At 74.7% G+C, this 25,865-nt stretch carries 25 protein-coding genes; 11 read left to right on the top strand and 14 right to left on the bottom strand.

Annotated features, from left to right (window positions below):
- The first annotated feature begins 169 nt into the window (after positions 1–169).
- Positions 170–550 (top strand): luciferase domain-containing protein, encoded by a 381-nt coding sequence (locus A8713_RS03465; RefSeq protein ID WP_018570955.1) that lies wholly within the window; start codon positions 170–172, stop codon positions 548–550.
- Between the two features lie 151 nt (positions 551–701).
- Here the strand turns inward: A8713_RS03465 and A8713_RS03460 are convergent, their stop codons facing one another.
- Complete coding sequence (locus A8713_RS03460; protein WP_018570954.1) at positions 702–1,481, bottom strand: DeoR/GlpR family DNA-binding transcription regulator; 780 nt, start codon at positions 1,479–1,481, stop codon at positions 702–704.
- 131 nt (positions 1,482–1,612) lie between these two features.
- On the opposite strand from A8713_RS03460, the gene A8713_RS03455 reads away from it, so the two are divergent.
- Positions 1,613–2,503, top strand: coding sequence for an SIS domain-containing protein (locus A8713_RS03455; protein ID WP_064531354.1), 891 nt, complete (start codon positions 1,613–1,615; stop codon positions 2,501–2,503).
- Between the two features lie 141 nt (positions 2,504–2,644).
- Positions 2,645–3,517, top strand: a complete 873-nt coding sequence (locus A8713_RS03450; RefSeq protein ID WP_064531353.1) for a class II fructose-bisphosphate aldolase — start codon at positions 2,645–2,647, stop codon at positions 3,515–3,517.
- Here the strand turns inward: A8713_RS03450 and A8713_RS03445 are convergent.
- A complete protein-coding gene (locus A8713_RS03445; protein WP_064531352.1) occupies positions 3,507–4,640 on the bottom strand; it encodes a methyltransferase in 1,134 nt (377 codons plus the stop codon). The genes A8713_RS03450 and A8713_RS03445 overlap by 11 nt on opposite strands.
- Positions 4,641–4,762: 122 nt before the next feature.
- On the opposite strand from A8713_RS03445, the gene A8713_RS03440 reads away from it, so the two are divergent.
- A complete protein-coding gene (locus A8713_RS03440) occupies positions 4,763–5,413 on the top strand; it encodes an alpha-ketoglutarate-dependent dioxygenase AlkB (protein ID WP_064531351.1) in 651 nt (216 codons plus the stop codon).
- Between the two features lie 83 nt (positions 5,414–5,496).
- On the top strand, positions 5,497–6,735 hold the full coding sequence (locus tag A8713_RS03435) for an ROK family protein (RefSeq protein WP_064531350.1): 1,239 nt from the start codon (positions 5,497–5,499) through the stop codon (positions 6,733–6,735).
- Positions 6,736–6,762: 27 nt separating this feature from the next.
- On the opposite strand, the gene A8713_RS03430 is transcribed toward A8713_RS03435, so the two are convergent.
- The 4 genes from A8713_RS03430 to A8713_RS03415 all read right to left on the bottom strand — a co-directional run bounded on the left by A8713_RS03430 (position 6,763) and on the right by A8713_RS03415 (position 9,400).
- Positions 6,763–7,149: a tautomerase family protein gene (locus tag A8713_RS03430; RefSeq protein WP_064531349.1), complete on the bottom strand. Its 387-nt coding sequence runs from the start codon at positions 7,147–7,149 to the stop codon at positions 6,763–6,765.
- Positions 7,150–7,266: 117 nt separating this feature from the next.
- The gene (locus A8713_RS03425) at positions 7,267–8,187 is read right to left on the bottom strand and encodes a phosphotriesterase family protein (RefSeq protein ID WP_064531348.1); all 921 of its coding nucleotides are present in this window, start codon (positions 8,185–8,187) and stop codon (positions 7,267–7,269) included.
- Complete coding sequence (locus A8713_RS03420) at positions 8,184–8,795, bottom strand: DUF4865 family protein (RefSeq protein ID WP_064531347.1); 612 nt, start codon at positions 8,793–8,795, stop codon at positions 8,184–8,186. The genes A8713_RS03425 and A8713_RS03420 overlap by 4 nt, the downstream gene beginning before the upstream one ends.
- Before the next feature lie 14 nt (positions 8,796–8,809).
- On the bottom strand, positions 8,810–9,400 hold the full coding sequence (locus A8713_RS03415) for a TetR/AcrR family transcriptional regulator (protein WP_064531346.1): 591 nt from the start codon (positions 9,398–9,400) through the stop codon (positions 8,810–8,812).
- 348 nt (positions 9,401–9,748) lie between these two features.
- Here A8713_RS03415 and A8713_RS03410 point away from each other — a divergent pair, with 348 nt between their 5' ends.
- Positions 9,749–10,060 (top strand): SHOCT domain-containing protein, encoded by a 312-nt coding sequence (locus A8713_RS03410; protein ID WP_064531345.1) that lies wholly within the window; start codon positions 9,749–9,751, stop codon positions 10,058–10,060.
- A gap of 356 nt (positions 10,061–10,416) precedes the next feature.
- Here A8713_RS03410 and A8713_RS03405 read toward each other — a convergent pair whose 3' ends face one another.
- Together A8713_RS03405 and A8713_RS03400 are read right to left on the bottom strand one after the other, a co-directional pair.
- Positions 10,417–10,959 carry an ATP-binding protein gene (locus tag A8713_RS03405; protein WP_064531344.1) on the bottom strand — a complete coding sequence of 181 codons (543 nt, stop codon included), beginning with the start codon at positions 10,957–10,959 and terminating at the stop codon, positions 10,417–10,419.
- A gap of 216 nt (positions 10,960–11,175) precedes the next feature.
- A complete protein-coding gene (locus A8713_RS03400) occupies positions 11,176–11,517 on the bottom strand; it encodes a hypothetical protein (RefSeq protein ID WP_064531343.1) in 342 nt (113 codons plus the stop codon).
- 367 nt (positions 11,518–11,884) lie between these two features.
- Between A8713_RS03400 and A8713_RS03395 the strand changes: the two genes are divergently transcribed.
- Positions 11,885–13,009, top strand: a complete 1,125-nt coding sequence (locus A8713_RS03395; RefSeq protein WP_064531342.1) for a PLP-dependent cysteine synthase family protein — start codon at positions 11,885–11,887, stop codon at positions 13,007–13,009.
- A 28-nt stretch (positions 13,010–13,037) separates the two neighbouring features.
- Here the strand turns inward: A8713_RS03395 and A8713_RS03390 are convergent, their stop codons facing one another.
- Complete coding sequence (locus A8713_RS03390; protein WP_064531341.1) at positions 13,038–13,925, bottom strand: DeoR/GlpR family DNA-binding transcription regulator; 888 nt, start codon at positions 13,923–13,925, stop codon at positions 13,038–13,040.
- Between the two features lie 340 nt (positions 13,926–14,265).
- Here A8713_RS03390 and A8713_RS03385 point away from each other — a divergent pair, with 340 nt between their 5' ends.
- A complete protein-coding gene (locus A8713_RS03385; protein ID WP_064537214.1) occupies positions 14,266–16,746 on the top strand; it encodes a hypothetical protein in 2,481 nt (826 codons plus the stop codon).
- On the opposite strand, the gene A8713_RS03380 is transcribed toward A8713_RS03385, so the two are convergent.
- The 4 genes from A8713_RS03380 to A8713_RS03365 form a co-directional block, all read right to left on the bottom strand.
- Positions 16,716–19,157: a right-handed parallel beta-helix repeat-containing protein gene (locus tag A8713_RS03380; RefSeq protein ID WP_064531340.1), complete on the bottom strand. Its 2,442-nt coding sequence runs from the start codon at positions 19,155–19,157 to the stop codon at positions 16,716–16,718. The genes A8713_RS03385 and A8713_RS03380 overlap by 31 nt on opposite strands.
- Positions 19,158–19,349: 192 nt before the next feature.
- On the bottom strand, positions 19,350–19,955 hold the full coding sequence (locus A8713_RS03375; RefSeq protein WP_064531339.1) for an Rv1733c family protein: 606 nt from the start codon (positions 19,953–19,955) through the stop codon (positions 19,350–19,352).
- Between the two features lie 165 nt (positions 19,956–20,120).
- Positions 20,121–20,945, bottom strand: coding sequence for an MOSC domain-containing protein (locus tag A8713_RS03370; RefSeq protein WP_064531338.1), 825 nt, complete (start codon positions 20,943–20,945; stop codon positions 20,121–20,123).
- Between the two features lie 42 nt (positions 20,946–20,987).
- Positions 20,988–21,416, bottom strand: a complete 429-nt coding sequence (locus tag A8713_RS03365; protein ID WP_026253062.1) for a DUF6643 family protein — start codon at positions 21,414–21,416, stop codon at positions 20,988–20,990.
- A gap of 299 nt (positions 21,417–21,715) precedes the next feature.
- Here A8713_RS03365 and A8713_RS03360 point away from each other — a divergent pair, with 299 nt between their 5' ends.
- Complete coding sequence (locus A8713_RS03360) at positions 21,716–23,068, top strand: TerD family protein (RefSeq protein ID WP_064537213.1); 1,353 nt, start codon at positions 21,716–21,718, stop codon at positions 23,066–23,068.
- A gap of 24 nt (positions 23,069–23,092) precedes the next feature.
- On the opposite strand, the gene A8713_RS03355 is transcribed toward A8713_RS03360, so the two are convergent.
- A complete protein-coding gene (locus A8713_RS03355; protein WP_079159233.1) occupies positions 23,093–24,262 on the bottom strand; it encodes a glycosyltransferase in 1,170 nt (389 codons plus the stop codon).
- Between the two features lie 69 nt (positions 24,263–24,331).
- On the opposite strand from A8713_RS03355, the gene A8713_RS03350 reads away from it, so the two are divergent.
- Positions 24,332–25,117, top strand: a complete 786-nt coding sequence (locus A8713_RS03350) for a glutamate racemase (protein WP_064531336.1) — start codon at positions 24,332–24,334, stop codon at positions 25,115–25,117.
- 114 nt (positions 25,118–25,231) lie between these two features.
- Positions 25,232–25,774, top strand: a complete 543-nt coding sequence (locus A8713_RS03345; RefSeq protein WP_064531335.1) for a hypothetical protein — start codon at positions 25,232–25,234, stop codon at positions 25,772–25,774.
- Positions 25,775–25,865 lie beyond the last annotated feature (91 nt).

Below are 25,865 nucleotides of genomic sequence, written 5' to 3'. Positions count from 1 at the left end.
CGTCCCCCTGGGACAAGGGTGGTACGCCGGCGCGGCGATCAGTACGCCATCGGTGCGCCATTCGCCGTACCTCAGCCGAACGGGTGAAGCCCGGACGGTTTCGGACACGGATCGGTTAAGGCTTGCTCACGCACCGGTTGCCGCGCGGTGAGCGCGTCATGATGGGGCCATGACGCTCGCCACGCGTGCACTCGCCCAACTGGCCACCTGGCCCGACCTGATGGAAGCGGCACCGAGCTGTGGCACCGGGCAGGCGCTCAGCTCGGCGCACGGGGAGATCGCCCACTTCCACTCCGACCGCGACGTCGACCTCAAGCTGACCGACCGGGCCATACGGCGGCTCTCGCGCGACCTCAGGCGCTTCGCCGCCGTCCGCGTGGTGCCGGGCTCCTCCTGGGTCACCATCCGTCTCGACGCCTCGGCCGACGTCGATCTCCTCCTGTCCCTCATGAGCGTCGCGCTCAAGGCCGATCAGGGCGGCCTCGGGGAGGACCGGCCGGTCCCCGTGGGCTGCAACGACGGCCGTGGTGTGGGCTTCCTGCGCACCTGAGGCGGCGCGTCCCCGCGGCGGCCCGGACCTGCGGGGCGCCGCCGCGGGCGGTCCCGGCGCGATGAGCGCCGGCGCCCCCGCGCTCCGGGGTACCGTCACCGCCCCGGGTGCCGCGGGCGGCAGGGGAGCCGTCCCGGCCGGGACGGGCCGTTCAGACCGTGAGGACCCGGACCCCGGCCTCCTCGAACCAGCGCACCGTCTCCCCGTCCACCGCCGCGTCCGTGACCAGCGTGTCCACCGACTCCGCCGGGCAGATCCGGGCGAAGGCGCGACGGCCCAGCTTGCTGGAGTCCGCCGCGACGACGACGCGTTCGGCGCGCTCGCACAGCAGGCGGTTGATGGCGGCCTCCGCCTCGTCGTGGGCCGCCGCGCCGTGCGCGACGTCGAAGGCGACCACCCCGAGGACCGCCACGTCCAGGGTGATCTGCCCGAGCACCCCGTCCGCCAGCGGTCCGATCAGCTCGTACGACTGCGGCCGCGCGACCCCGCCGGTGACCACGATCTTGAACTGGGGCCGTACGGCCAGCTCGTTGGCGATGTTGAGCGCGTTGGTCACCACGGTCAGGGCGGGCGTGCCCGAGCCCAGGTCACCGCGGACGGCGAGCGCGCGGGCCACCTCGGTGGTCGTGGTGCCGCCGGTCAGGCCCACCGCCTCGCCGGGCGCGACCAGGGCGGCCACGGCCTGGGCGATCCGCTGCTTCTCCGAGGCGCGGCGGGCCGTCTTGTAGCGCAGCGGCAGCTCGTAGGAGACGCCGTGCACGACGGCGCCGCCCCGGGTGCGCACCAGCATCTGCTGCTCGGCGAGCTGGTCGAAGTCGCGCCGGATGGTCGCGGCCGACACCTCCAGCCGGGACGCCGCCTCCTCGACCTCCAGCCGGCCCCGCTCCACGAGCAGCTCCAGCAGCGCCTTCCAGCGGGCGTCCCGCGACATCGGCGGCCTCCGTTCCTGCTCCTGCGTCCTCCGTGACCCTAGCGCACTTCGCGCACCGGCAGATGCTTGATTGTGCTCGAAACTGCGCTGTATCTTGCAAGAACAATCAGATGACCCCGGGAGGGTGTGCCATGAGCCATGTCGAGGACGAGCTGACCAGCCAGCCGGAGTGCTGGACCCGAGCGGCGGCCGACGCCGCGGGACACGGCGGGGCGCTGCCCGCGCCGGGGGAGCGGGTCGCGATCGTCGGCTGCGGCACCTCGTACTTCATGGCGCAGTCCGCCGCCGCGCTGCGCGAGGGCGCGGGCCAGGGCGAGACCGACGCCTTCGCCGCGTCCGAGTTCCCGCACGGCCGGTCCTACGACCGGGTCATCGCCCTGACCCGGTCCGGCACCACCACCGAGGTGCTCGACCTGCTGGCCCGGTCGAAGGGCACCACCCGCACCACGGCCATCACCGCGGACCCCGCCACGCCGGTGATGACGGCCGCCGACGACGTCGTCGTCCTCGACTACGCCGACGAACGCTCCGTCGTGCAGACCCGGTTCGCCACCACCGCGCTCACCCTGCTGCGCGCCCACTTCGGCCTGCACACCGACGCCGTCGTCGCCGACGCCCGCACCGCGCTCGCCGAGCCGCTGCCCGAAGGACTCGTCGACTGCACGCAGTTCACCTTCCTCGGCCGCGGCTGGAGCGTGGGCCTCGCCAACGAGGCCGGCCTCAAGATGCGCGAGGCGTCCCTGTCCTGGACCGAGGCGTACCCGGCGATGGAGTACCGCCACGGCCCGATCAGCGTCACCACGGCGGGCACCGCCACCTGGGCGCTCGACGAGGCGCCCGAGGGGCTCGCCGAGCAGGTGGCCGGCACCGGCGCGCTGTGGATCCAGGGCACCCTCGACCCGCTGGCCGAACTCGTCCGCGCCCAGCGCCTCGCGGTCGCCGTCGCCGCCTCCCGCGGCCTCGACCCCGACCAGCCGCGCCACCTGACCCGCTCGGTGATCCTCACCCCGGACCCGGCCTGACCGCACCCGATCCGGCCGACCGCACCCGATCCGGCCCGACCTCATCCGATCCGGTCCGACCGGATCCGACCGCTTCAGAACAGGTCAGACCGGGTCGGACCGGTCGGCCCACCCCCGCTCCGCCCCCGAAAGGAACAGGCCGTGCCGCTTGCAGCCACCGGTGAGCTGGTCGGCAGCGCCGCCGCCGCGCGCTCCGCCGTCGTCGCCTTCAACGTCATCACCCTGGAACACATCGAGGCCGTCGTCGCCGGCGCCGAGGCGGCCGGCACGCCCGTCCTCCTCCAGGTCAGCGAGAACGCGGTCAGGTTCCGCCACGGACGGCTGCTGCCGCTCGCCCGCGCCGCCACCGCCGCCGCCGAACAGGCCGCCGTACCCGTCGCGCTGCACCTCGACCATGTGCAGAGCGACGACCTGCTGCGGCAGGCGGCCGACGCGGGCTTCAGCTCCGTGATGTACGACGCCGCCCGGCTGCCCTACGCGGAGAACCTCGCCGCCACCCGGGCCGCCGCCGAATGGGCGCACGCCCAGGGCCTGTGGATCGAGGCCGAGCTGGGCCAGGTCGGCGGCAAGGACGGCAAGCCGCCGCTGGACGCCCACGCGCCCGGCGCCCGCACCGACCCCGGCGAGGCGCACGCCTTCGTCGCCGACTCCGGGGTGGACGCCCTGGCCGTGGCCATCGGCAACTCGCACGCCATGACCGAGCGCACCGCCGCCCTCGACCACGACCTCGTCAAGCGGCTGGCCGACGCGCTGGACGTACCGCTCGTCCTGCACGGCTCCTCCGGCGTGCCCGACGCCGAACTGACGGCGGCCGTCGCCGGCGGCCTCGCCAAGGTCAACGTCGGCACCGCCCTGAACATCGCCATGACCGACGCGATCCGCGCCCACCTCACCGCGCACCCCGAGGCGGTCGACTCCCGCAAGTACCTCGGCGTCGGCCGCGAGGCGATGGCACAGGAGGTGGAACGGCTCATCCGCGTGATCGGCGCCCCCGCCGCCGCGCCTACCGCCTGACGGCGGACAGCACCACGAACTTCGGGTTGCCGGCCACCAGCCGGCAGTTCCCGAACAGCCGGCGCAGCTTCACGTGGTGGCCCAGGTGCCGGTTGCCGACCACCCACAGCGCACCACCGGGGCGCAGCGCCCGCCGCGCCCCGGTGAACATCCGCCACGCCGTCGCGTCCGTCGTCGCCTGGTGCGAGTGGAACGGCGGATTGTTCAGCACCAGGTCCACGCTGCCCGACGGCACCCCGTCCAGGCCGTCCCCGACCCGGAACTCGGCGTGCCCCGGCACGCCGTTCGCCCGGTACGTCGCCTCCGCCGAGGCCACCGCCTGGAACGACTCGTCCGTGAACAGCACCTCCGCCTGCGGGTTCGCCAGCGCCAGCGCCGTCCCCACCACGCCGTTGCCGCAGCCCAGGTCCACCACCCGCTGTGCGCCCCGCCCGTCCGGCAGGTGCTCCAGGAGGAAGCGGGTGCCGATGTCCAGCCGGTCCGCGCAGAACACCCCCGCGTGGTTCACGACCCGCCGCCCCGCCACCGCGCCCGTCCCCTCCGGCAGCGCGTACGCGTACGGCCACGGGTTCGCGGGCCGCTCCAGGGCCGGGTCCGGGGTGCACAGGATCAGCCGCGCCTTGCGCTCGGCCAGCGAGGTCCGGGTGGGCCCGAGCACCCGCTCGAACAGCGCCAGCGTCGAGGTGTGGATCTCCTTGACCATGCCGGTGCCGACGACGACCGTGTCCGCGTGCACCGAGGGCGCCAGCCGCAGCAGCTGGTCCTCCAGCAGGGCGAGGCTCTTGGGCACCCGCACCAGCAGGACGTCGATCCGCTCGGGCGGCGCGTCCTGGGTGGTCAGCAGCCGGACCGCACCCGTCTCCACGCCGTTGCGGGCGAGGTTGCGGCGGGTCGCTTCCTGCCCGAGGAACGAGTCGGTGATCTGCACCGGCCGGTGCGCCGCGAGCGCCGTGGCCAGCGCGCCCCACCGGTCACCGAGCACCACCACCGTCCCGGACGGGCCGGGTGTCCGCTCGGCGAGGTGCCGCAGCAGATACTCGTCGGAGGCGTCCCAGGCACGCAGCCGGTCGCGGGGGTCCTCGGGGTGGCGGGCCAGCGTCAGCTCGCCCCAGGGAGTCGTCATACGGTCGTTCATCGTCCGTCCAGGCTAGGCCCTGGCGTCAAATCGCCGTCCGGTCCGGCCGTCCCGCGGCGCCGGGACCCGCCCGCTCCGCGGCGCACCTTCGCCGGGGGCAGGATGGGACCATGGACGCCGAGCTGTTCCCGCGCTCCCGCAGAGAGATCGCGCCGGGCGCCGTGCACATACCGGACTGGCTGGACGCGGCCCGCCAGCGCGACCTGCTCACCGCCTGCCGGGAGTGGGCCCGCCCGCCGGCCGGACTGCGCAGGGTGCGCACCCCCGGCGGCCACGCCATGTCCGCCCGGCAGGTCTGCCTCGGCCTGCACTGGTACCCGTACGGCTACGCCCCCACCGCCGTCGACGGCGACGGCGCCCCCGTCAAACCGTTCCCGGACTGGCTGGGCGCACTGGGCCGGGAGGCGGTGACCCGGGCGCTCGGCGCGGAGGCCGCCGCCGGGGCCGCGTACGACATCGCGCTCATCAACTTCTACGACGCCGACGCCCGCATGGGCATGCACCGCGACAGCGACGAGCACTCCACCGCGCCCGTCGTGTCCCTGAGCCTCGGCGACACCTGTGTGTTCCGCTTCGGCAACACCGCCACCCGCGCCCGCCCGTACACGGACGTGGAACTGCGCAGCGGCGACCTGTTCGTCTTCGGCGGCCCGGCCCGGCTCGCGTACCACGGCGTACCCCGGGTCCACCCGGGCACCGCGCCGCCCGAGTCGGGCCTGGACGGGCGGCTGAACATCACCCTCCGGGTGAGCGGGCGGTAGGCCGGGCCCCACCCGGCCGCCGGGCCGCGACCCCGCGCGGGCGGCAGGCCGGCGCCCGCACGGATCATGGGAGACTCGCCCTCATGAGCGGCAAGGCGGACCCCCGGGCGGCGGGGGAAGGGACCACCTCGAGGACGCGGCTTGACCGGGGGCGCGGCGCGCTCGGACCCGCGCTGGAGCTGGTGCACACCGGACGCGCCCCCACCCGCGCCGTGCTCACCGCCGAACTCGGGGTGACCCGCGCGACCGCGGGCGCGGTGGCCGCCGAGCTGGAGGCGCTGGGCCTGATCAGGGTGGACGCGCGGCCGGGCGCGGCGGCCGGATCGCAGGGCCGCCCCTCGCACCGGCTCGCGGTCGCCGAGGACGGCCCCGTCGCCCTGGCCGCGCAGGTGCACGCCGACGGGTTCCGCGCCGCCCTGGTCGGTCTCGGCGGCCGGATCGTCGCGACCGCACCGGGCTGCGAGACCGTCGACGCCGACCCGGCCAAGGTGCTCGGCTCGGTTGTGGAGGCGGGCGCCGAACTGCTGCGCAGCACCGGGCGCCGCTGCGTCGGCGCCGGTCTCGCCGTACCCTCCGCCGTCGCCGAACCGGACGGCCTGGCCCTCAACCCGCTGCACCTCGCCTGGCCCGCGGGCGCGCCCGTGCGGCGGATCTTCGCCGAGTGCGTGCGCGCGGCCGGGATCACCCGACCGGCCTTCGCCGCGAACGACGTCAACCTCGCCGCGCTCGCCGAGCACCGGCACGGCGCCGGACGCGGCGCCCGGGACCTGCTGTGCGTGGCCACCGGACACCGGGGCGTGGGCGGCGCGCTGGTCCTGGACGGGCGGCTGCACACCGGCAGTTCGGGGCTGGCGCTGGAGGTCGGCCACCTCACGGTCAACCCCGAGGGCCGGCCCTGCCACTGCGGCGGCCGCGGCTGCCTGGACGTGGAGGCCGACCCGCTGGCCTTCCTCACCGCCGCGGGCCGGGCGCCCGGTCCCGAGGTGTCCCTGCTGAAGCAGGCCGAGGACCTGATCCGCGGCCGCTACGACGACCCGGCCGTCCGCGCCGCCACCGAGGCCCTCATCGACCGGCTCGGCCTCGGACTCGCGGGCCTGGTGAACATCCTCAACCCGGACCGGATCATCCTCGGCGGGCTGCACCGCGCCCTGCTCGACGCCGATCCCGGACGGCTGCGCGCGGTCGTCGCGGACCGCAGCCTGTGGGGGCAGAGCGGCGGCGTGCCCATCCTGCCCTGCACGCTGAGCCACAACAGCCTGGTCGGCGCGGCCGAACTCGCCTGGCAGCCGGTCCTGGACGACCCGCTCGGGGCCCTCACCTGACCGGCCGACGGCACCCTCGGCACCCGGTCAGGAGCCGACGTACTGCGCCTCACCATGGCCCAGCGACCAGTCGGCCGGGCCGTTCTCGGTGAGGGTGACGAAGACGTTGCGGGGCTCCGTACCGGCGTACGCGTGGGCGAGTTCGGCGATGCGCGCGTACAGCGCCCGCTTGCGCCCGTCGCTCCGGCCCGCGCGCAGGGTGACCGCCACGTAGACGATGCCCTCGTCCCGGCGGATTCCCAGGCAGTCCCCGTGCCGGAGGGTGCCGCGCGCGCCGTCGTGGGCGGTCAGTATCTGGAGGTGGTCGTCGGGCGGGATGCCGAGCGTCTCGACCAGGGCCTCGTGCACGGCACGGCCGAGCGCGTCCAGCCGGCCGGGGCCGGTGTCCATGGCGTCGATCCGGACGAAGGGCACGGCCGGGGCTCCTCTCGTGTCCTGGTGTTCCCTGTGTTCTGTCGTGCGTGCTCTGTCGTGCTGTGCTGTGCTGCGCTGGGCCGTGCTGTGCTGCGCCGTGCTGGGCAGGGCCCGCGGTCAGGGCCACTCGACGGCGAACGCTCTGGCGGGGTTGTCCCGCAGGACGCGGTCCGTCAGCTCCTCGCCGAGACCGGCCGCCAGGCGCGGGCGAACGCGGCGCAACAGGTACGGCATCCCGGGACCGCCGTTCACCGACCGGGCCCCCGCGGTCACGGTGTCGCCGCCGAGCAGCAGTTGTGCGCCGAACCCCGCGTCGGCCAGCGCCCGCACGGCCTCGGGCATGTGCCAGTCGGTGGCGTGATGGGCGCGGGAGGGGCCGTCGAAGGCGAGCCAGCAGCCGGTCCGCGCCGCCTGCACGTGCAGGACCGGGTCGGGGAACCGGTTGAGGTGCCCGAGGACCACCCGGTGGGGCGGCACCTCCAGCGTTCCGCAGAGCAGCTCCAGGACGTCCGGCGCGGCTGTGCCCTGCTCCAGGTGGACGGCGACCGGCGCGCCCGTGGCGTGATGGGCCTCGGCCGCGGCGGTCATCGTCCAGCGGGCGTGCGCGTCCAGGGCGTGGAAGCCGCCGGCGACCTTGACGAGACCGGCCCGGACGCCCGAGGTGCCGATGCCGTCGGTCAGTTCGCCGACGAAGACCTCGGCGAGGCGGCCGCGCAGAGCGGCGAGTGTCTCCTCGGCGTAGTGGCCGGCCTGGTGCAGTCCCGTCGCGCACACCACGTGCACGCCGGCCGCCCGGGACGCGCCCGGCAGTTCGGCGGCCCGGCGCCCCATCCCGTACGGCGTCCACTGCACGACGGCCTCCCCGCCCGCCGCGCGGAACGCGCCCAGTTCGGCCCGCGCCGCCGGTACGTCGTCCAGTTCCTGCCCGGCCAGCAGGGGGCTGCGCAGGAAGAGGTGATCGTGTGCGTCGGTCACCCCGAGCCTGTCCGGAGGGATGTCACCGAGCACGGTGCGGACGGCGGCGTGGACGGCGGTCACCACTGCCGTCCGGGCGTCAGCGCCTTGCGTCCGGGCTGGGACAGGTGCAGGACCTGGAACACCTCGCCGCCGCCACCGGACGCGGCGGACGCCGCGGAGACGGCGGCCTCCCGGCGCGACCAGAGCGAGAAGCGCACCAGTTCCCAGCGGCTCGTGTCCACCCCGGCCGCCGCGAGGACCGCCCCGTCCCGGTCCGCCGACCGCCGCGTCCCGTCCACCGCCTCCTCGGCGAACTCGGCCAGTGCCACCCCCTCGGGCACCGGAGTGCGCTGCCGCACCGCGAAGCCGGCCGCCGTGTCCGCCGCCCGGCCCTCCTCGTACGCCAGCCCCGTCCACTGCCGCACCACCGGCCTGCCGAAGTCGCCGACCAGCCCCTGGAAGGGACCGCCGAACAGGAAGGAGTTCATCCCCTCGACGGTGTGCCACAGATAGAACGGCCCGTACTGGTTGACCGGCGAGCCGTCCACGCCGCGTTCGCGCATCAGATACGCCTTGAGACCGAGCCCGCCCCAGTCGTCAAGCAGATGCCCGAGCCGAGCCACCCGGTCCCGGATGACAGCCATGTCGTAGTCGGCGGGCATGGTCATCTCGTACTGCATCGCGTGCATGTGAAGATCCTTCCTCAGGCCGTCTCGGCGGGGCGGCGCGGGGCGAGCAGGGCGAGGAGTCCGCGGACCCCCGCGTCGAAGGCGCCGGGGGAGCCGGAGGCGCGGGCCAGGACGTATCCGCCCTGCACCGTCGCGAGGATCGCCGCGGCGGTCTCCTCCCCGTCGAGCGAGGCCGGGAACTCCCCCTCCTCCTTGCCCTCCTCGACGATCCCGGCGAGCCGTTCCCGGACGGCGTCCAGCGTCTCGTCGACCGGTGCGCGCAGCTCGTCGCTGGCGACGATGTCCGGATCCATCGTCAGCCGCCCCACCGGGCAGCCGCGCAGCACGTCCCGCTCGCGCCGCAGATAGCCCTCGATGCGCTCGTACGGCGTCCCCGGCCCGGTCAGCACCGCCTCCACCTCGGCGCGCAGTTCCTCCGCGGTGCGCCTGATCGCCGCCAGCGCGAGGTCGGGCTTGCCCTTGAAGTGGTGGTACATGCTTCCCTGCCCGGCCCCCGCACGCTCCAGGATCGCCCGCGGGCTGGTCCCGACGTATCCGCGCTCCCACAGCAGCTCACGCGTGGACCGGATCAGTCGCTCCTCTGTGCTCATGCGGCCACTGTACATACTAGTAGTTACAAAACCAAGATCAGGAAGGGGACCGGGAGCGGGGGACCGGGGGAGCGGACGGGCTATGTCAGGGGAGTGGAGCGTCACCGGTCGGGAGGAGTCCGTTCCGGCCGGTGCGACTCCTTCTCCGGTCCGCGGCGACACCGCGGGGGTGTGGACGCCTGTGCACGAAGGGTATGTACCACAAGGTACATACGGCCCGCGTCCGCGCCGTACCCCGTTCCGTGCTCCCCGCGAGGTACGCACACTGCCGCTGGCCGTACGACGACCCGGGGCCCTTCTGAGGGCAGAGTCGAGGCGGAACGGGAGAACCTCCGAGGGAGATGAACTCAGATGCAGACCCATATGCAGGCCATGGCGGACTGGGGCGGCGGGCCCGGACCGTGGATCCTTCTCTTCCCGCTGATCTGGGCGGCTGTGATCGGCGGCGTGGTCACCGTCCTGCGCCGGACCGGGGTCGGCGGCCGGATCGGGCCATGGCGCGGACCGGTGGCCGGATCGGGGCGCGGGCCCGCCGCCCGGCCCGCGGGCGACTCGCCGCTGGGCGTGCTCGGCCGCCGCTTCGCCTCCGGCGAGATCGACGAGGAGGAGTACTGGCGCCGGATGTCCGTGCTGGAGGAGCACTTCGGCCGCCTCGACAAGGCCGGGGCCCGGTGACCGGCACGGCGGTCACCGCCTGCGGGGCGCGGGCCCGGCGCGGGCGGTCGTCCTGCGGACGGCCACCCTCCGGCCGGGTGTGAGCCTGACGGCGGCGGCCGGGGTCGGCGCGCCCGCGAGGCCGCACCGGGCCCGGTGACCGCCAGGCCCGTACCCGCCGGACGGCCTCGCGGCACCCGCACCGGCGCGGGCACCGACACTGCCCCGGCCACTGTCCCGGTCACTGCGCCGCCGTCCGGCGCGCCCACGCCCCGCCGGCCCCCGAGTGCGTGGGGGACCGGCGGGGCAGCGGGGCAGGTCACGTGACCGGGCGCCGTCTCCGGCGCGGTCACGAGGTCGCCGCCGTCACCGCCCGGTCAGCCGGCAACGGCGGACCGAGCGGGAGCGTGCGCGGGGCGCGCGCCGTCGAGTACCGGCTCGACCTCGGTGAACCGGCGCACGGGCTGCTCCCCGCTCGCCAGTCGTGGCACCCGCGCGGGTGTCGTGACCGGTGCGGCCGCCGTGGGCAGGGTGAACCAGACCACCTTGCCCTGCTCGCCGTCCGGGCGCGCACCCCAGCTCTCGCTCATCGCGGCCACCATCGCCAGCCCCCGGCCCTCGGTGGCCAGCGGCGCGATCGCGCCCATGTCCTCCGCCGACGGAAGACGCGGATCGTGGTCGCGTACGGAGACGGTGAGCCGGTCGAGCAGCAATTCCAGCTCGACGGTGCACGACTTGTCGGGCCGGGCGTGCTGGTGGACGTTGGTCAGCAACTCCGTCACACCGAGCGCGGCCCGGTCTATCAGAGGGTCCAGATGCCAGTAGCGCAAGTGCGCCGATACGATTCTGCGGACCTGGCCGATCCGCGACGGCAGGGCTTGGAGCTCCACCGTGCAGTGCCTGCTTGGGTGACTGATCACGGCTGCGACTCCCCGACGTTGAGGTCCGGAAGAACACGACGTTTCGGATGCAGCAGGGCGCCTGCGTGACACTGCCGCCTGCTGTCGTGGCCGGCGGGCTGGTTCGCAGCGTTATCGCCGGTAAACCCAGAGTGACGTGAGACCAGCGTGACGCAAGGGGTTCGGGAGCGCAAGTTCGCGCCAGTTTCGAGCGGGCCCCGGGCCGGGCCGCGGCGTTCAGCCGTCCCGCCCCGCCGCTCTGGCCGCCCCCGCCGCTCTGCGTACGGCCTCGATGAACCGGTGCGCGGCGGGCGGCCCCGGGTCCCCGGGCACGGCGTCGCCCGCGCCGAGCGTGAGCACGTACCGGTGGCCGTTGAGGTCGGCGAGCGCCCGGTCCTCCGGCGCCAGCCAGGGCCGGGACGCGCGCACCGCCCGGATCGGCGCGCTGTCGATCTCACTGCCGTAACTGGTCAGCAGCTCCAGCCGGCCGTCGCTGATCCGGACCCGCCCGGCCCGGGTGAGCGAGCGCAGTCGTCTGGCGATCCGCACGCCCGTGGCCGTGAACTCCGGCTCCGCCATCCCTGACCGCCCCCTCGCACGCGCCGGACCCTGATGACCACCGGGTCGCGGACCGGCGCGGTTCCTCCGGGGCCCGGTGCGCCCCGGCGGGCTGTTCGTCCCGCGCGGTGCAGTCTGCCCCGCTTCGGCAGCGGGCACCAGTGCGCGCGGGGCACCGGACGGACCGTGCCCGGAGCACTGGCGCGAACGCGCCCCCGGACGTGCCCGCCATGCGCCGCCGACGCGCTCTGGCGTGCCGTGCCCCAGGGCTGCCTTTGAGCCGCCCAAAGTGGCGTTTATGCAGGTGAGAAGCGTGGAGAAGGTGTCTATCATCGAGAGCGTCCGGCCGTGCGACACGCCGTCGCGGCCCAGTGTGAGGAGTCCCGCCGTGAGCACCATCGAGCAGCGCCGGACCGGCGAGACCCAGGACGTCGACCGCAGTGACGCCGGCTACCGGGACTGGCTCAAAGAAGCCGTACGCAAGGTCCAGGCGGACGCCAACCGCTCGGCCGACACCCATCTGCTCCGCTTCCCGCTGCCCGAGGAGTGGGGCGTCGACCTCTATCTCAAGGACGAATCGACGCACCCGACCGGCAGCCTCAAGCACCGCCTGGCGCGCTCCCTGTTCCTGTACGGCCTGTGCAACGGCTGGATCCGCCCGGACCGCCCGGTCATCGAGGCGTCCAGCGGATCGACGGCCGTCTCCGAGGCGTACTTCGCCAAACTGATCGGCGTCCCCTTCATCGCGGTGATGCCGCGCACGACGAGCGCCGAGAAGTGCCGCCTGATCGAGTTCCACGGCGGCCGGTGCCACTTCGTGGACGACCCGCGCACCATGTACGAGGCGTCCGCCCGGCTCGCGGTGGACACCGGCGGCCACTACATGGACCAGTTCACCTACGCCGAGCGGGCCACGGACTGGCGGGGCAACAACAACATCGCCGAATCCATCTTCCGCCAGCTGGAGCTGGAGCGGTTCCCCGAACCGGCGTGGATCGTCGCCACCGCGGGCACCGGCGGCACCTCCGCGACCCTCGCGCGCTACGTCCACTACATGCAGTACGACACCCGTGTCTGCGTCGCCGACCCCGACAACTCCTGTTTCTTCGAGGGCTGGACCACCGGTGACGCGGACGTCACCTGCGAGCGCGGCTCACGCATCGAGGGCATCGGCCGCCCCCGGATGGAACCGAGCTTCGTGCCGGGCGCCATCGACCGGATGATGAAGGTCCCCGACGCGGCAGCCGTCGCCTCCGTACGCGCCCTGGAACGGGTCATCGGACGCAAGGCGGGCGGCTCGACCGGCACCGGTCTGTGGAGCGCCCTGAAGATCGTCGCCGAGATGCGCGAACAGGGCCGCCGGGGCAGCGTGGTCACCCTGCTGTGCGACCCCGGCGACCGCTACCTCGACAAGTACTACTCGGACACCTGGCTGGCGGAACAGGGCCTGGACCACGCGCCGTACACGGCGGCCCTCGACACCTTCCTCACGACGGGCACCTGGCCGCGCTGACGCCGCCACGGGGCGCCCGGACCGGAACTCAGCCGGCGGACCCCTCCGCCGGCTCCGCGGACTCCACCGCCTCCACGGACCCCGCAGGCTCCTGGGCCGGTTCCTGCTCGGGCTCGCCCGCCACGACCAGCCGCAGGTGCTCCGCGATCTCGGCGCGCGCCCCGCCCGGCAGCCCTGCGTCCGTCACCAGCGTGTCCACCTGCTCCAGCGTCGCGAACGAACTCAGCCCCACCACACCCCACTTGGTGTGGTCGGCGACCACCACGACCCGCCGCGCCGACTGCACCAGGCGCCGGTTGGTCTCCGCCTCCGCGAGGTTCGGCGTCGAAAGACCGGCCTCCGCCGATATCCCGTGCACCCCGAGGAACAGCATGTCGAAGTGGAGCGCCGCGATCGCCTGGTCGGCCACCGGCCCCACCAGCGAGTCGGACGGCGTGCGCACCCCGCCGGTCAGCACCACGGTCGCCGCCCCCTGCCGCTGGCCCGAGGTGCGCTGCGCCGTGTGGAACACGTCCGCCACCCGCACCGAGTTGGTGACCACGGTCAGATCCGGCACGTCCACCAGATGATGCGCCAGGGCGTACGTCGTCGTACCGCCCGACAGGGCGATCGCGGAGCCCGGCGCGACCAGCCGCGCCGCGGCCCGTGCGATGTCCTCCTTGGCCGTCAGCTCCAGCCCCGACTTGGCCTCGAAACCCGGCTCGTGCGTACTGGCCTCCACGACCGGCACCGCGCCGCCGTGCACCTTCTCCAGCACGCCCTGACGGGCCAGCGCGTCCAGATCACGCCGTACGGTCATGTCCGACACGCCGAGCTTGCGGGTCAGTTCGTTGACCCGGACCCCGCCGCGCCGCCGGACCTCGTCGAGGATCAGAGCGCGCCGCTGCTCCGCGAGGAGGTTCTGATTCTCGCTCACGTGTGCTCCGGTTCCTTTCGCCTCGGGCCCGTACGGCCGCCCCGGCCCACCCGGTCCGACCAGGAGGGTCCGACCCGCCCCGGTGCGGGCGTCCCATCCTCGCACGGGCCGCCCGTACCGGTGCCATCGCCCGTCCGCAGCGCGTGTGCCGGGGACGCCGCGCCGGGCAGCCGCGGCCCGCACGTCACCCGGATCGGGGAGATTCCGTGACAAGGGCTGTGCCACGGGCCGCGGACCGAGATCCTGGTGGGGACCGGCGAGGACCACGGCGCGTCACGGGGGAGGTGCGGCGATGGAGCGGACACGACGGCACCCGGCGGCCGAGGAGGAACCGGACCGCATGCGCCCGGACCTGACGGCCGGCGAAGCACCGGACGGCACGCGCCCGGACCCGGTGGACACGCCCGGCGGCCCGGCCGCCGGCCCGGCCCCGCCCGCCCTGGAACTCCTCGTCCACGGCGTCGGCGGCACCACACCCGAGCAGATGCTCGACGACGGACGCACGGTCCGCGTCACCGGCGACGACACCGCGGCCGTCTACCGGCGCGCCGCCGACGCCGACGCCGAGACCCGGCCCCGGGCCCACGACGGCCGGCCGGTGCCCGAGGCGTACGTCTGGTGCAACCTCACCTCCGGCGACGGCAGCCGCGCCCTGTGGCTGTTGCTGCTGCCGTTCATGGTCGTCAACCTCGCCCACTGGATGCGCCCCGCCGCCCACCGGCGCCCGCGCACCGTACGCCTGTACGGCCTCCTGGTCCGTCTGGCCGGACTGACCCTCACCGTGCTGCTCGTCGCCGCCGCCTGCGAGGTCGCGCTCGACCTGGCCGCCTGGCAGTGCGCGGGCACGCGCGCGTGCACCTCGCGCCACTCCTGGCTGGGCTTCCTGGCACCCGCGTCGGGCGGCTGGTGGAGCGAGCCGGGCCGCCGCCTCGCCCTGGCCGCCCTGGTTCCCGCCGCCCTCACCGGCCTGCTGTGCTACCTCTCGCACCGCACCTGGAGCGCCTACGAGTCCCAGCAGCCGCCCGCCCCGGGCGACGGACCCGGGGAACCCGGCGGCGGTGCCCTGGCGCGCCCCGGCTTCTGGTACGGCCGCCGCCTGGTGGCCCGGCTGCGCGCCGCCCACACCGCCGCCGGACTGCTCACCGTCGCCGCGGCGGTCGCCACCCCGGCCGCGCACTTCGACCGGCGGCCCGGCGGTCCCGCCGTCCTGGACGCCCTCGGCTGGCTCCTGCACGCCGCCCTGCTCGCCACCGGCGCCGCCGCGGTGGCCGTCGTCTGCCGCCGGGGCCGCAGCGAACACCGGCCGGACCGGCGCCTGGACCGCCGCCTCGCCCGATGGCTGCCGCTCGGCGCGCTCCTGCTGCTCCTGCTCGCCGTCCTCTACGCCGGCTGGTCGCGCCCGGCCTGGACATCCACCGGCAGACTGCCGGGCGACGCCTCCTTCGGCGCGCTCTCCCTGACCCAGGGCCTCCTGGTCGTCGCCCTGGCCGCCACCGCCCGCACCCTGCACGGCAGCCGCCCCGCAGGCCACAGCCCCACCGACACCCCGCCCGGACCCAGGGCCGCGCTGCACGGACAGGGCGGACCCGCGGTCGCGATGCTGGCCTGTGCGCTCGGCGGAGTGATGTCCGGCGGCGTCGCCCAGCGGGTGGCCGACTGGCTGGACGGAACCGGCGGACGGCTGCCCGGCCCGCCGGTCCTGCTCACCTGGCAGGCGTCCGTCATCCCCGTGGTGCTTCTGCTGCTGCTGACGCTCGCCGCACGCCTCGCCGTACACACCTGGCGACTGGCCCGCACGGAACGCGCCCGCGTGCTCCGCGACCTCGCCGGCCGGCCCGCCGACCGCGAGCGCACCCGCCGGATCGCCCGCACCCGCGCGATGGCCACCCTCACCGACGAAGCGCCCCTCGCCGTCGGCGTCGTCTCCGCGGCCACCCTGGCTCTCGGCACCGCCGCACTCATCGGCGCCCTCGGCACCGGCCGCACCCCCGTCCAGGCCGCCGGCGGAGCGCATCCCGCCGTCCAGGGCGCCGCCCAGACCGCACAGGCGCTGGGCTCCTGGCTCGTCGGACTCGGCTTCGTCCTCTTCGTCACCTGGGGCCGGCGCGCCTACAAGGACGCCTCGGCCCGGCGCACCATCGGCATCCTCTGGGACGTCGGCACCTTCTGGCCGCGCGCCGCCCATCCCTTCGCCCCGCCGTGCTACGCCGAGCGCGCCGTGCCCGACCTCACCTGGCGCATGGCGACCTGGACCCGGGCCACCGGCGGACGGCTGGTCCTCTCCGGACACTCGCAGGGCAGCGTGCTGGCCGCCGCCGCGGCCTGGCAGCTCACCCCCGCGGTCCGCGCCCGGGTCGCGCTGCTCACCTACGGCTCCCCGCTGACCCGCCTGTACGGCCGCTGGTTCCCGGCCCACTTCGGCCCCGACGCCCTTGCCGCGCTGCACCGCGACGTCGACTGCTGGCGCAACCTGTACCGGCTCACCGACCCCATCGGCGGCCCCGTCCTGCCGTCCCGCGACGGCACCGGACCGGACGTCGACCGCGCCCCGCTCAAGGACCCGCTCGTCTACGGCCGTACGGCACGGCACCCGCTGCCCGCCCCGATCCTGGGCCACTCCGACTACCAGGCCGACCCGGCCTTCGCCGAGGAACGCCGACGGCTCCTGGCCCGGCTGCGCCCGGACCTGCCCGCGCCGCGCCCCGCGCCCGGCGACGCCGCCGACCCGGGCTCCGCGCCCCCGGACACCGGATCCGGGAGCGAGGCGCCGCCGCCGGACACCACCGGGACTCAGGGCAGTTCGGGCAGATCCTCGGCGTAGAGCAGCGTCAGATCGTCGGTGTCGGGGTCGTCGAGCTGCGCCACCCGGCTGGCATGGCGCTCCACCATCGCCTCGAACGTCTGGCGCGCGGTGCGGCCGTTGCCGAACGCCGCGCCCCGGGGAAGCTCCGTGAAGTACTTCAGCAGCGCCTCGGCCGTCCCCTCCGCGAGCCGGTACTCGTGCTCCTCGGCCTGCTGCTCCACGATCCGCAGCAGTTCCTCGGGGCCGTAGTCGCCGAAGGTGATGGTGCGCGAGAAACGCGAGGCCACGCCCGGATTGACCGACAGGAAGCGCTCCATCTCCGCCGTGTACCCGGCGACGATCACCACGACCGCGTCGCGATGGTCCTCCATCAGCTTCACCAGGGTGTCGATGGCCTCCTTGCCGAAGTCGCGTCCGGCGTCCTCGGGGGAGAGCGCGTACGCCTCGTCGATGAACAGCACTCCGCCGCGCGCCCGCTCGAACGCCTCCTGGGTGCGGATCGCGGTGGAGCCGATGTGCTCGCCGACCAGGTCGACACGGGACACCTCCACCAGGTGGCCCTTCTCCAGGACCCCGAGCGAGGCGAGGATCTCGCCGTACAGGCGGGCGACCGTCGTCTTGCCGGTGCCGGGGGAGCCGGTGAAGACGAGATGGCGTTTGACGGAGGCGGCCTTCAGACCGGCCTGCTGCCGCCGCCGTCCCACCTCGATCATGTCGGTGAGGGCACGCACCTCGCGTTTGACGCTGTCCAGGCCCACCAGGGCGTCCAGCGCGCCGAGTACGTCCTTCGCGGTGCGCACGGGCCGCTCGTGCTGTGACGCGGGCGGCAGCGGCTCAGGCTCGGTGCTCCGCTGCCCGGGGATCACGCCCAGCAGCCCGGACGAGGTGTCCGCCGTCTGCACGGCCGTCTCCCTGGGCGTGGGCGCGGGCGGGCGTACGCCGGCGCTCTCGTCGCTGGTGCAGTCCTCGACCACCGGTCCAGCCCCGGCCGCCGGGTCCCCGCCGTCCGCGAACTCGTAGCCGCCGCGCGCGCAGCGTTCCGTACGGCACTTGCGCAGTGTCGTACGGCAGCCGTCGATCACATGGAAGCCGTAGCCGCCGCTGCCCGTCACCCGGCAGCCGAGGAAGCTGCCCCGGCCACCGGCGGAGACGTAGAAACCGGCCTCGGCGGGGGAGACGACGGTGCAGCGCTCGATGGTGGGGTCGGCGCCCTTGGTGACGATCACACCGGTCTGGGTGGCGTCCACGGTGCAGTTGTTCAGGGTGCCGCCGCTGCCGTGGTCGCGGAACCAGGCACCGGTGGCGGCCTCCTTGATCCGGCAGTCGTCGAGCTGCGCGGTGGCGCCGTCGCTCACCGACACCGCCGTGTTGCGCACCTGGGACAGGTCGCTGTCGACGACGTCCGCGCGGGAGCCGCGGTCCAGGACGAACAACGCGTCCGGCACGTCGTGCACCCGGCAGGAGTCCAGGACCGCGGTCGCCCCGTCGCTGACCCACACGGCCGGGTAGTCGCCCGTACTGTCGGCGATCTCGCACTGGTTGGCGTCCACGCGGGTGCCCGGGTCCCACACCGACAGGCCGTTGCGCCCGAACCGGTGCACCGTGGTGCGGGTCAGCGTCAGCACGGAGCGCGACCTGAGGTCCACCGCGTTCTCCGGGATGTCGTGCAGCCGGCAGTCGGCGAGGGTGAGCACGGCGTCCGTGTCGAGGGTGACGCCGTCGGCGGTGGTGCGGTGCACCTCGCAGTCCGTGAGGTGCGCGGAGGCGCGCCCGCTGACCTGCACGCCGCTGCCGCGGACCTCGTAGACCTCGCAGCCCACCGCCTCCAGCGCGGAGTTGTCGCCGGTCACGGCGAGGCCGGGACCCGAGGTGTGGTGGATGCGGCAGCGTTCGAGCCGGGGGCGCGCGCCGTCACGGACCGCGACCCCCGACTGCCCGGCGGCCACGACCTCGCACTCCTCGAACACCCCGCCGCCCAGGCCGACCACGGCGATGCCGATCCCGGCCGGATTGTCCACCGTGCACCGCCGCACGGTGGGCCGGGCACCGCCGCGCACCTCGAGACCGGAGGCGGACCGGGTCACGATCCGCAGGTCCCGCAGTTCCGGTGTGCCCTCCTCCACCAGCAGCGCGGGCGCGGTCGGGTCCTGACCCTCCACATGCAGGTCCTGCACCACCGCGGAGGCGCGCACGGTCAACGGGACACCGTCCACGGGCGCGATGCGCACCGCGCCGGGGGAGCCCTCGGGGCCGCGCAGGGTCACCGGCCGCTGGACGACGAGGTTCTCGCGGTAGGTGCCCGGGGCGACGGTGAGGACGTCGCCGTCCGCCGCGGCCTCCAGGGCCGCGGCCAGCGATGCGTACTCACCCGTGCGGCGCCGCCACCGGGATGTGCCGGTGTGCGTCACCTGGACCGTGCCCTGTGCCATGGCGTTGCCGTGCCCCCACCTCGTCGTACTGATGGCTCGTTCACCTTCGGGGCGCCGCACCCGGTGGCGGGACCGCGGCCGTGCTCAGCCCTTCGGGCCGCCGCGCGCACGCGCGCGGAGAGTCGCCGATCGCGTCGGCCGGTCCACCGTAGCGCGTGCGTGGACGGTCGGTTGACCGGAGTCGCGACACCGTCAGCTGCCGGCGCCGGTGCGGCCCCAGTCGGGACCCGCGCGGTCCCATGCCTGGTCCCAGCGGGCGTACCTGCGGCGGACCAGGCGCCACAGGACCAGTCTGCGTATGCACTCGGTCAGTCCGGCCGCCGCCAGAGCGGTGCCGAGTCCGGCCAGCACCGCGTGGGTGGTGGCGGTGGCGGTGTCCAGGGGGCGGGTGACGGTCCGGCCGTGCCGGTCGGTCCACAGGCCGAAGTGGTCGCCGGGGTGCGGGTGTCTGAGGTCGGTGCTGACCGGGCCGTGCCGCCGGGTGCCGTCCGGTCCGGTCCAGTAGGCGAGGACGCGGCTGCGGATCTCCCGGCCCGTCGCGATCTCCGGGTCCGGCGCCGGCGCGGACGCGGTCAGTCGGCGCACGACGACGGCGGAGACCAGGTGCCGGGTGCGGTGCTGGTCGCGCACCGTCCGCTGGAGGGCGTCCTGCGTGACGGAACCGACGAACGAACCGAGCACGGGGGCGACGACCAGGACGAGCAGCAACGTGGCCAGGGCCAGCCAGGATTCGACCAGATCGGTGGTGCGTCGCAGCGGGTTGTGCCGCCAGCGCCAGAGTCCGCAGATCGCTCGCACGCTCCCGCACCCCCTTCCCGCTCCGTGATAACCCCCGGCGGAGCCGTTCGTCCGCGAACCCGGTCGAAGAGAGAGGTACATCACCCCACACGGGGACTCTCACGAACCTCTCACGAAACCCCAACGAGCGGGCCGCCGCCACGGGTTCCCGGGACGGGGCGGATGTCACTCCAGGATCGTGACCGGGTCGCCGAGACGGATGGTGCCGGTCGTCTCGGGCACCAGGTTCTGCCCGAAGACCAGGGAGCCGCCGAACCGGCGGTGCCGGCCGAGGGTGTGCAGCGGCTCCTTGCCGCGGGCGCCGGTGTCCTGGTCGGTGGTGGTGACCACGCAGCGGCCGCACGGCTTGGCGACCCGGAAGGAGACCTCTCCGATCGCGACGCGCTGCCAGTCGTCCTCGGCCCAGGCGGCGGTGCCGCCCACCACGACACTGGGCCGGAAGCGGTTCATCGGCACCGGGCCCTCCTCGGCGCGGTCGCCCTCGGCGATCAGCGAGTTGAGGGAGTCGAGGGAGGACAGCGACGTGAGCAGCAGCGGGTAGCCGTCGGCGAAGCTCACGGTCTCGCCGGGGCGCGCGAAGGCCGGGTCGACGGGGCGGCGGGTGGCGGGGTCGTCCATGTGCGCGAGGCGCACCTCGGCGCCCACGAGGGCGCTGCACCAGGCGTGCGCGGCGTCGTCGGCCGCGACGGCCTCCACCTTGTCGCCGAAGATGTCCACCGTGACCGTCGTCCCCGGTACCGGCACGGGGACCGTGAGCGGCTCGTGTCCGGGCGCGGACAGCCGCAGGCCGCCGCCGGGCATCAGCTCGGCGACGGCCGGTGCGAGATGTGGCCGCTGACGCTGGGTGACGACCTTTCCCCCGTCGTCGATCAGCACCCAGCGCCGGTCCCCGGCCAGTCCCCAGGGCTCCACCACGGCCTCCCGCAGCCCCACGGGCCGGAAAGCCTTGACCGGGTGGATGTGTATCGAGCGCAGTTCCGCAGTCCCCATGACCTCATCCTGCCAGGTGGCACGGACAGCCGGGGGGAGCGGTCAGTAGCCGCGGTACTGCTGGTTGTTGTACGGGTCCTGGTACGGCGCGGCGGCCGGCCGCGGGGCCGCGGGGCGCATCGCCTCGTAGCCGGTGCCGTTGACCATCGGGCGGGGCAGCTGCTGCTGCGGGCCCGGGTAGCCGCGCGGGGCGGCGGCCTGCTGCGGGATGTAGGCGGCGGGGGCCTGCTGGAGCGGGGCGGGCTGCTGCGCCTGCGGGTAGCCGTAGGCGGGCTGGGACGGGGCTGCCGGCAGGGCGGGCAGCGCCGAGGGGAGCGCGGGCAGGTGGCTTCCCGTGTCGTACGGCGCGGGGACCCGGATCGGGGCGATCTGCGGGGTGCCCCGCTCGGCGACGAGGGAGTCGTAGATCGGGGTGTCCGGGAAGGAGGCGGAGTAATAGCCGCCGCCATAAGTGGAGCGGGGGGAGGTCATGGCCATAAGTTAAGCCCACGATGTGCTGGTTGGGGAGACCGATAAGAGGGTTGTTTTCCGTGTCGGCGGTGACGTGGGATCCCCAATACGAGCGAAATTGACAAAAAGGGGCGCCGCGGACGGCCCAGATCCTGTAAAAGAGCAGGGTTCTGGGGGGTTACCGGCGGTCTCACCGGTCGGTTCCGCCGCTCGCTGTGGGAGTTGTGCGCCGCCGGGCATAGGTTGGGCGGGGAGTGAGCCGACGAACTGCCGTGAGCCGGGAAACGGCCTGGCCGAAGTGATGGGGGCGCGACATGTCCATGCCGAAGGGATCGAACACGCCGGTGCCGACGACGGCCCTGCGCGTCGAAGTGGGCCGGCGTTCCGGTCCCGGCGTCCCCGACGTGGACGCCTCCGCCCTGCTGCTGGCACCGAGCGGGAAAGTGCGCTCGGACGGCGACTTCGTCTTCTACAACCAGCCGGCCCACACCTCGGGCGCGGTACGGCACGAGGGCAAGCGGGACGCCGCGGGGCAGGTGACGGACACGCTCGTCGCCGACCTCGCGCGCGTGGAGGCGGCCGTCGACCGGATCGTGCTCGCCGCGTCGGCGGACGGCGGCGCCTTCGGCCAGGTGCCGGGCCTGTACGTCGAGGTGCGGGACGCGGCGGCCGGTACCGTCGTCGCCCGCTTCGACAGCACCGGTGCGAGTGTCGAGACCGCCTTCGTGCTGGGCGAGTTCTACCGCCGTCAGGGCGCCTGGAAGTTCCGGGCCGTGGGCCAGGGATACAGCAGCGGACTGGAGGGGCTGGCCACGGACTTCGGCATCACCGTCGACGAACCGCAGCACGCCGCGCCGCCGCCCCCGGCGGGCCGTGCCGCGGCACCGCCCGCGTTCCCGCCCCCGGCCCCGGCGACGGCCGCCCCCCTCGCGCCGCCGCCCCCGACCGGCCCCCCGGTGCCCCTGCCGCCGCCCGTCGGCGCCACCGGTGCCGTGCCCCCGCCGCCTCCGCCGCCGGCTCCCGCCGCGGCCCCCGTGCGCCTCACCAAGGTCACGCTCACCAAGGCGGCGCCCTCCGTCTCGCTGGCCAAGCAGGGCGGCACGTCGGGCACCATGCGCGTCAACCTCAACTGGCAGACGCGCAAGCAGTTCTCCGGCTGGACGGGCAAGCGCGGGCGGGCCACCGCCATGCACTCCGACCTCGACCTCGACCTGTGCGCCCTCTACGAACTCAGCGACGGCCGCAAGGGAGTCGTCCAGGCCCTCGGCAACGCCTTCGGGGCACTGCACCGGCCTCCGTACATCCACCTCGACGGCGACGACCGCACGGGCGCCGTGACCGACGGCGAGAACCTCACCCTCAACCTCGACCACACGCACGACTTCCGGCGTGTCCTCGTCTTCGTGACCATCTACGAAGGAGCCCGGTCCTTCGCCGACCTGCACGCCACGGTCACCCTCCAGCCGCAGCACGGCGCCCCGGTCGACTTCTCCCTGGACGAGTGCACGGTCCCCTCGACCGTCTGCGCCCTCGCCCTGATCACCAACACCGGCGGCGACCTCGTCGTCCAGCGCGAGGCCCGCTACCTGGTCCCCGCGCGCGGGGTGAGCCTCCAGCGCACCGTCGACCACGCCTACGGCTGGGGCATGAACTGGACCCCCGGCCGCAAGTGAGCCCGGTCCCTCCCGCAGCCCTCCTCAGCCCTCCTCGGGCACGGCGTCCGGACGCGCGTAGGTGCGGCCCTTCCAGGCCGCACCCCGCCCCCGGTAGTGCTGCACGGCCGAGTCCACCGTCATCAGCAGATAGAGGAACGCCGTGAACGGCAGCAGCGGCGCGAGCCACAGCGGCTGGCGGTAGTACCGCAGCATCGGCGCATACGTCGCCGCCATCACCAGCCACGCCCCGCCCCCGGCCGCGGCCGTCGCCGCGCCGCCCCACCACAGCCCCGCGACCAGCGCCGCCGGCGGCACCAGATACACCAGCGCCAGCCCCGCCACCGTGCCGGCCAGCACCAGCGGGTTGTGCCGCAACTGCGCGTACGCGCTGCGCGAGACCATCCGCCACAGATCGCGCAGCCGCGGATACGGGCGCACGCTGTCCACCCGCTCGGCCAGCCCCAGCCAGATGTGCCCGCCGCCGCCCTTCACCGCGCGGGCCAGGGCCACGTCGTCGATCACCGCGTGCCGGATCGCGTCCGGGATCCGCGCCCGCTCGGCCGCCTCGGCGCGCAGCAGCACACAACCGCCCGCTGCCGCCGCCGTCCGCCCGCCCCGCCGCCCGATCCACCGGAACGGATACAGCTGCGCGAAGAAGTAGACGAACGCCGGTACGACCAGCCGCTCCCACAGGCTCTCCACCCGCAGCCGGGCCATCTGCGAGACGACGTCGAAACCCCCGGCCCGCGCGGCGGCCACCAGACGGCGCAGGCTGTCCGGGGCGTGCGCGATGTCCGCGTCCGTCAGCAGCAGGTACTCCGGCGCACGCGCGCGTGCCAGCGCGATGCCGTGCCGCACGGCCCACAGCTTGCCGGTCCACCCGGCCGGCGGCTCACCCGGCGAGTCCACCGTCAGGGGCAGCCCGCCGCCGCGCCGGGCCAGCTCGCGGGCCAGCTCCCCGGTGCCGTCGGAGCTGCCGTCGTCGATCAGGAACACCTCCGCCCGCCCCGGATAGTCCTGCGCGAGCAGCGACGGCAGGCTCTCGCCCAGCACGGCCGCCTCGTCCCGCGCGGGGACCACCACGCAGACGGCCGGCCAGTCCTCGGGGCCCGGCTCCCGCCCCGCGGGCAGTCTCACGTCCGTACGCCAGAAGAACCCCTGGCCGAGCAGCAGCCACAGCCAGGCGGCGAGGGATCCCAGGGCGGTCCACATGATCACGCTCACCCCCGCAGTCTGCCCCACCCGGACGGCCGGTTCGAGGGGATCGTCTATCGTGGCCGGGTGAAGATCGCGCTCATGGACTCCGGAATCGGGCTGCTGGCGGCCACCGCCGCGGTACGGCGCCTGCGCCCCGACGTGGATCTCGTCCTGTCCCTGGACCCGGCCGGCATGCCCTGGGGCCCGCGCACCCCGCAGGACCTCACCGCACGCGCCGTCGCCGTCGCCGAGGCCGCCGCCGCACACGCTCCGGACGCCCTGATCGTCGGCTGCAACACCGCCACCGTGCACGCGCTCACCGCGCTGCGGGAACTCCTGGAGCCGGACCTCCCGGTCATCGGCACCGTCCCCGCGATCAAGCCGGCCGCGGCCGGCGGCGGGCCGGTCGCCATCTGGGCCACACCCGCCACCACCGGCAGCCCCTACCAGCAGGGCCTCATCCGCGACTTCGCCGGCGGTGTGCCGGTCACCGAGGTGCCCTGCTGGGGCCTGGCCGAGGCCGTCGAGCACGCCGACGAGGCGGCGATCGACGAAGCCGTCACCGCCGCCGCCGCACTCACCCCCGACCAGGTGACGACCGTCGTCCTGGGCTGCACCCATTACGAACTGGTCGCCGAGCGCATCCGGCACGCCGTGCAGCGCCCCGGGCACCCCCCGCTGGTCCTGCACGGATCCGCCGGTGCCGTCGCCGCCCAGGCGCTGCGCCGGATCGGCGGCCGCCCCGCGCCCACAGCCCCGGCCGAGGGCACCGTGACGGTGCTGCTCAACGGCTCCGAGGGCGCCCTGCCCGCACCCGCCCTCGCCTACGCCGAAGGGCGCCTCCTGCGGGCCGCCACGCCCGCCCGCTGACGCACCGCCCCACCGCCGCCCGGGGCCGGTCGTGCCCCCGCGCGGCGAGCGCCCGGGACACTCCCCGTGTGCGACGCGCTACCCAGGCGGCGAAACCTGGGTAACCTCGAAGGCATGAGGGACCCTTCCCGTGTCGAGAACGGCCCGCATCCCGAGGTGTGGACAGGGCGGGCCACCAACCGGTTCCAGTGGCTGCTGGCGCTCGTCGGCGCCGCCTGCCTGGCGCTCGGCATCGAGCTCGCCGTCGACTCCGCCTGGAGTTCCGGCGTCCTCGCCCTGGTGATGTCCGTCGTGGGCTGCATCGCGGCCGGACTGCTGGTCCTCTTCGGCACCCTCGCCTTCGTCCACGTCGCCCTCAAGGTCGACAAGGAGTCCCTGGAGGTGCGCTGCGGCCACATCGGCCTGCCGCGCCGCCGCATCCCGCTGGCCCATGTGGCGGGCGCCGATTTCGCCCCCCATGTCACCCCGCGCCACTGGGGCGGCTGGGGATACCGCTGGCGGCCCGAGAAGGGCACCGCCGTGGTCGTACGGCGCGGTGAGGGCGTCGTGCTGCGGCTGTGGGACGGCCACACCTTCACGATCACCGTCGACAACGCCGAGTCGGCGGTCCGGGTGATCAGAGCCCGGCTGCGCCCGCCCGCACCCGGCCCGGCCTGAGCCCGCGGCCCACCACCGCGCGGGCCTCCGGAGCCACGGCCGGGGCGGTCTCCTGGAAGCCCCAGGTCCGGAGCCCGCCATTCCGCGCCCC

Origin of the sequence: Streptomyces sp. SAT1 (genome assembly GCF_001654495.1) — a bacterium.
GTDB lineage: Bacteria > Actinomycetota > Actinomycetes > Streptomycetales > Streptomycetaceae > Streptomyces > Streptomyces andamanensis.
The sequence above is the reverse complement of the archived record's forward strand: the minus strand, read 5'-3'. Positions and strand labels throughout refer to the sequence as shown.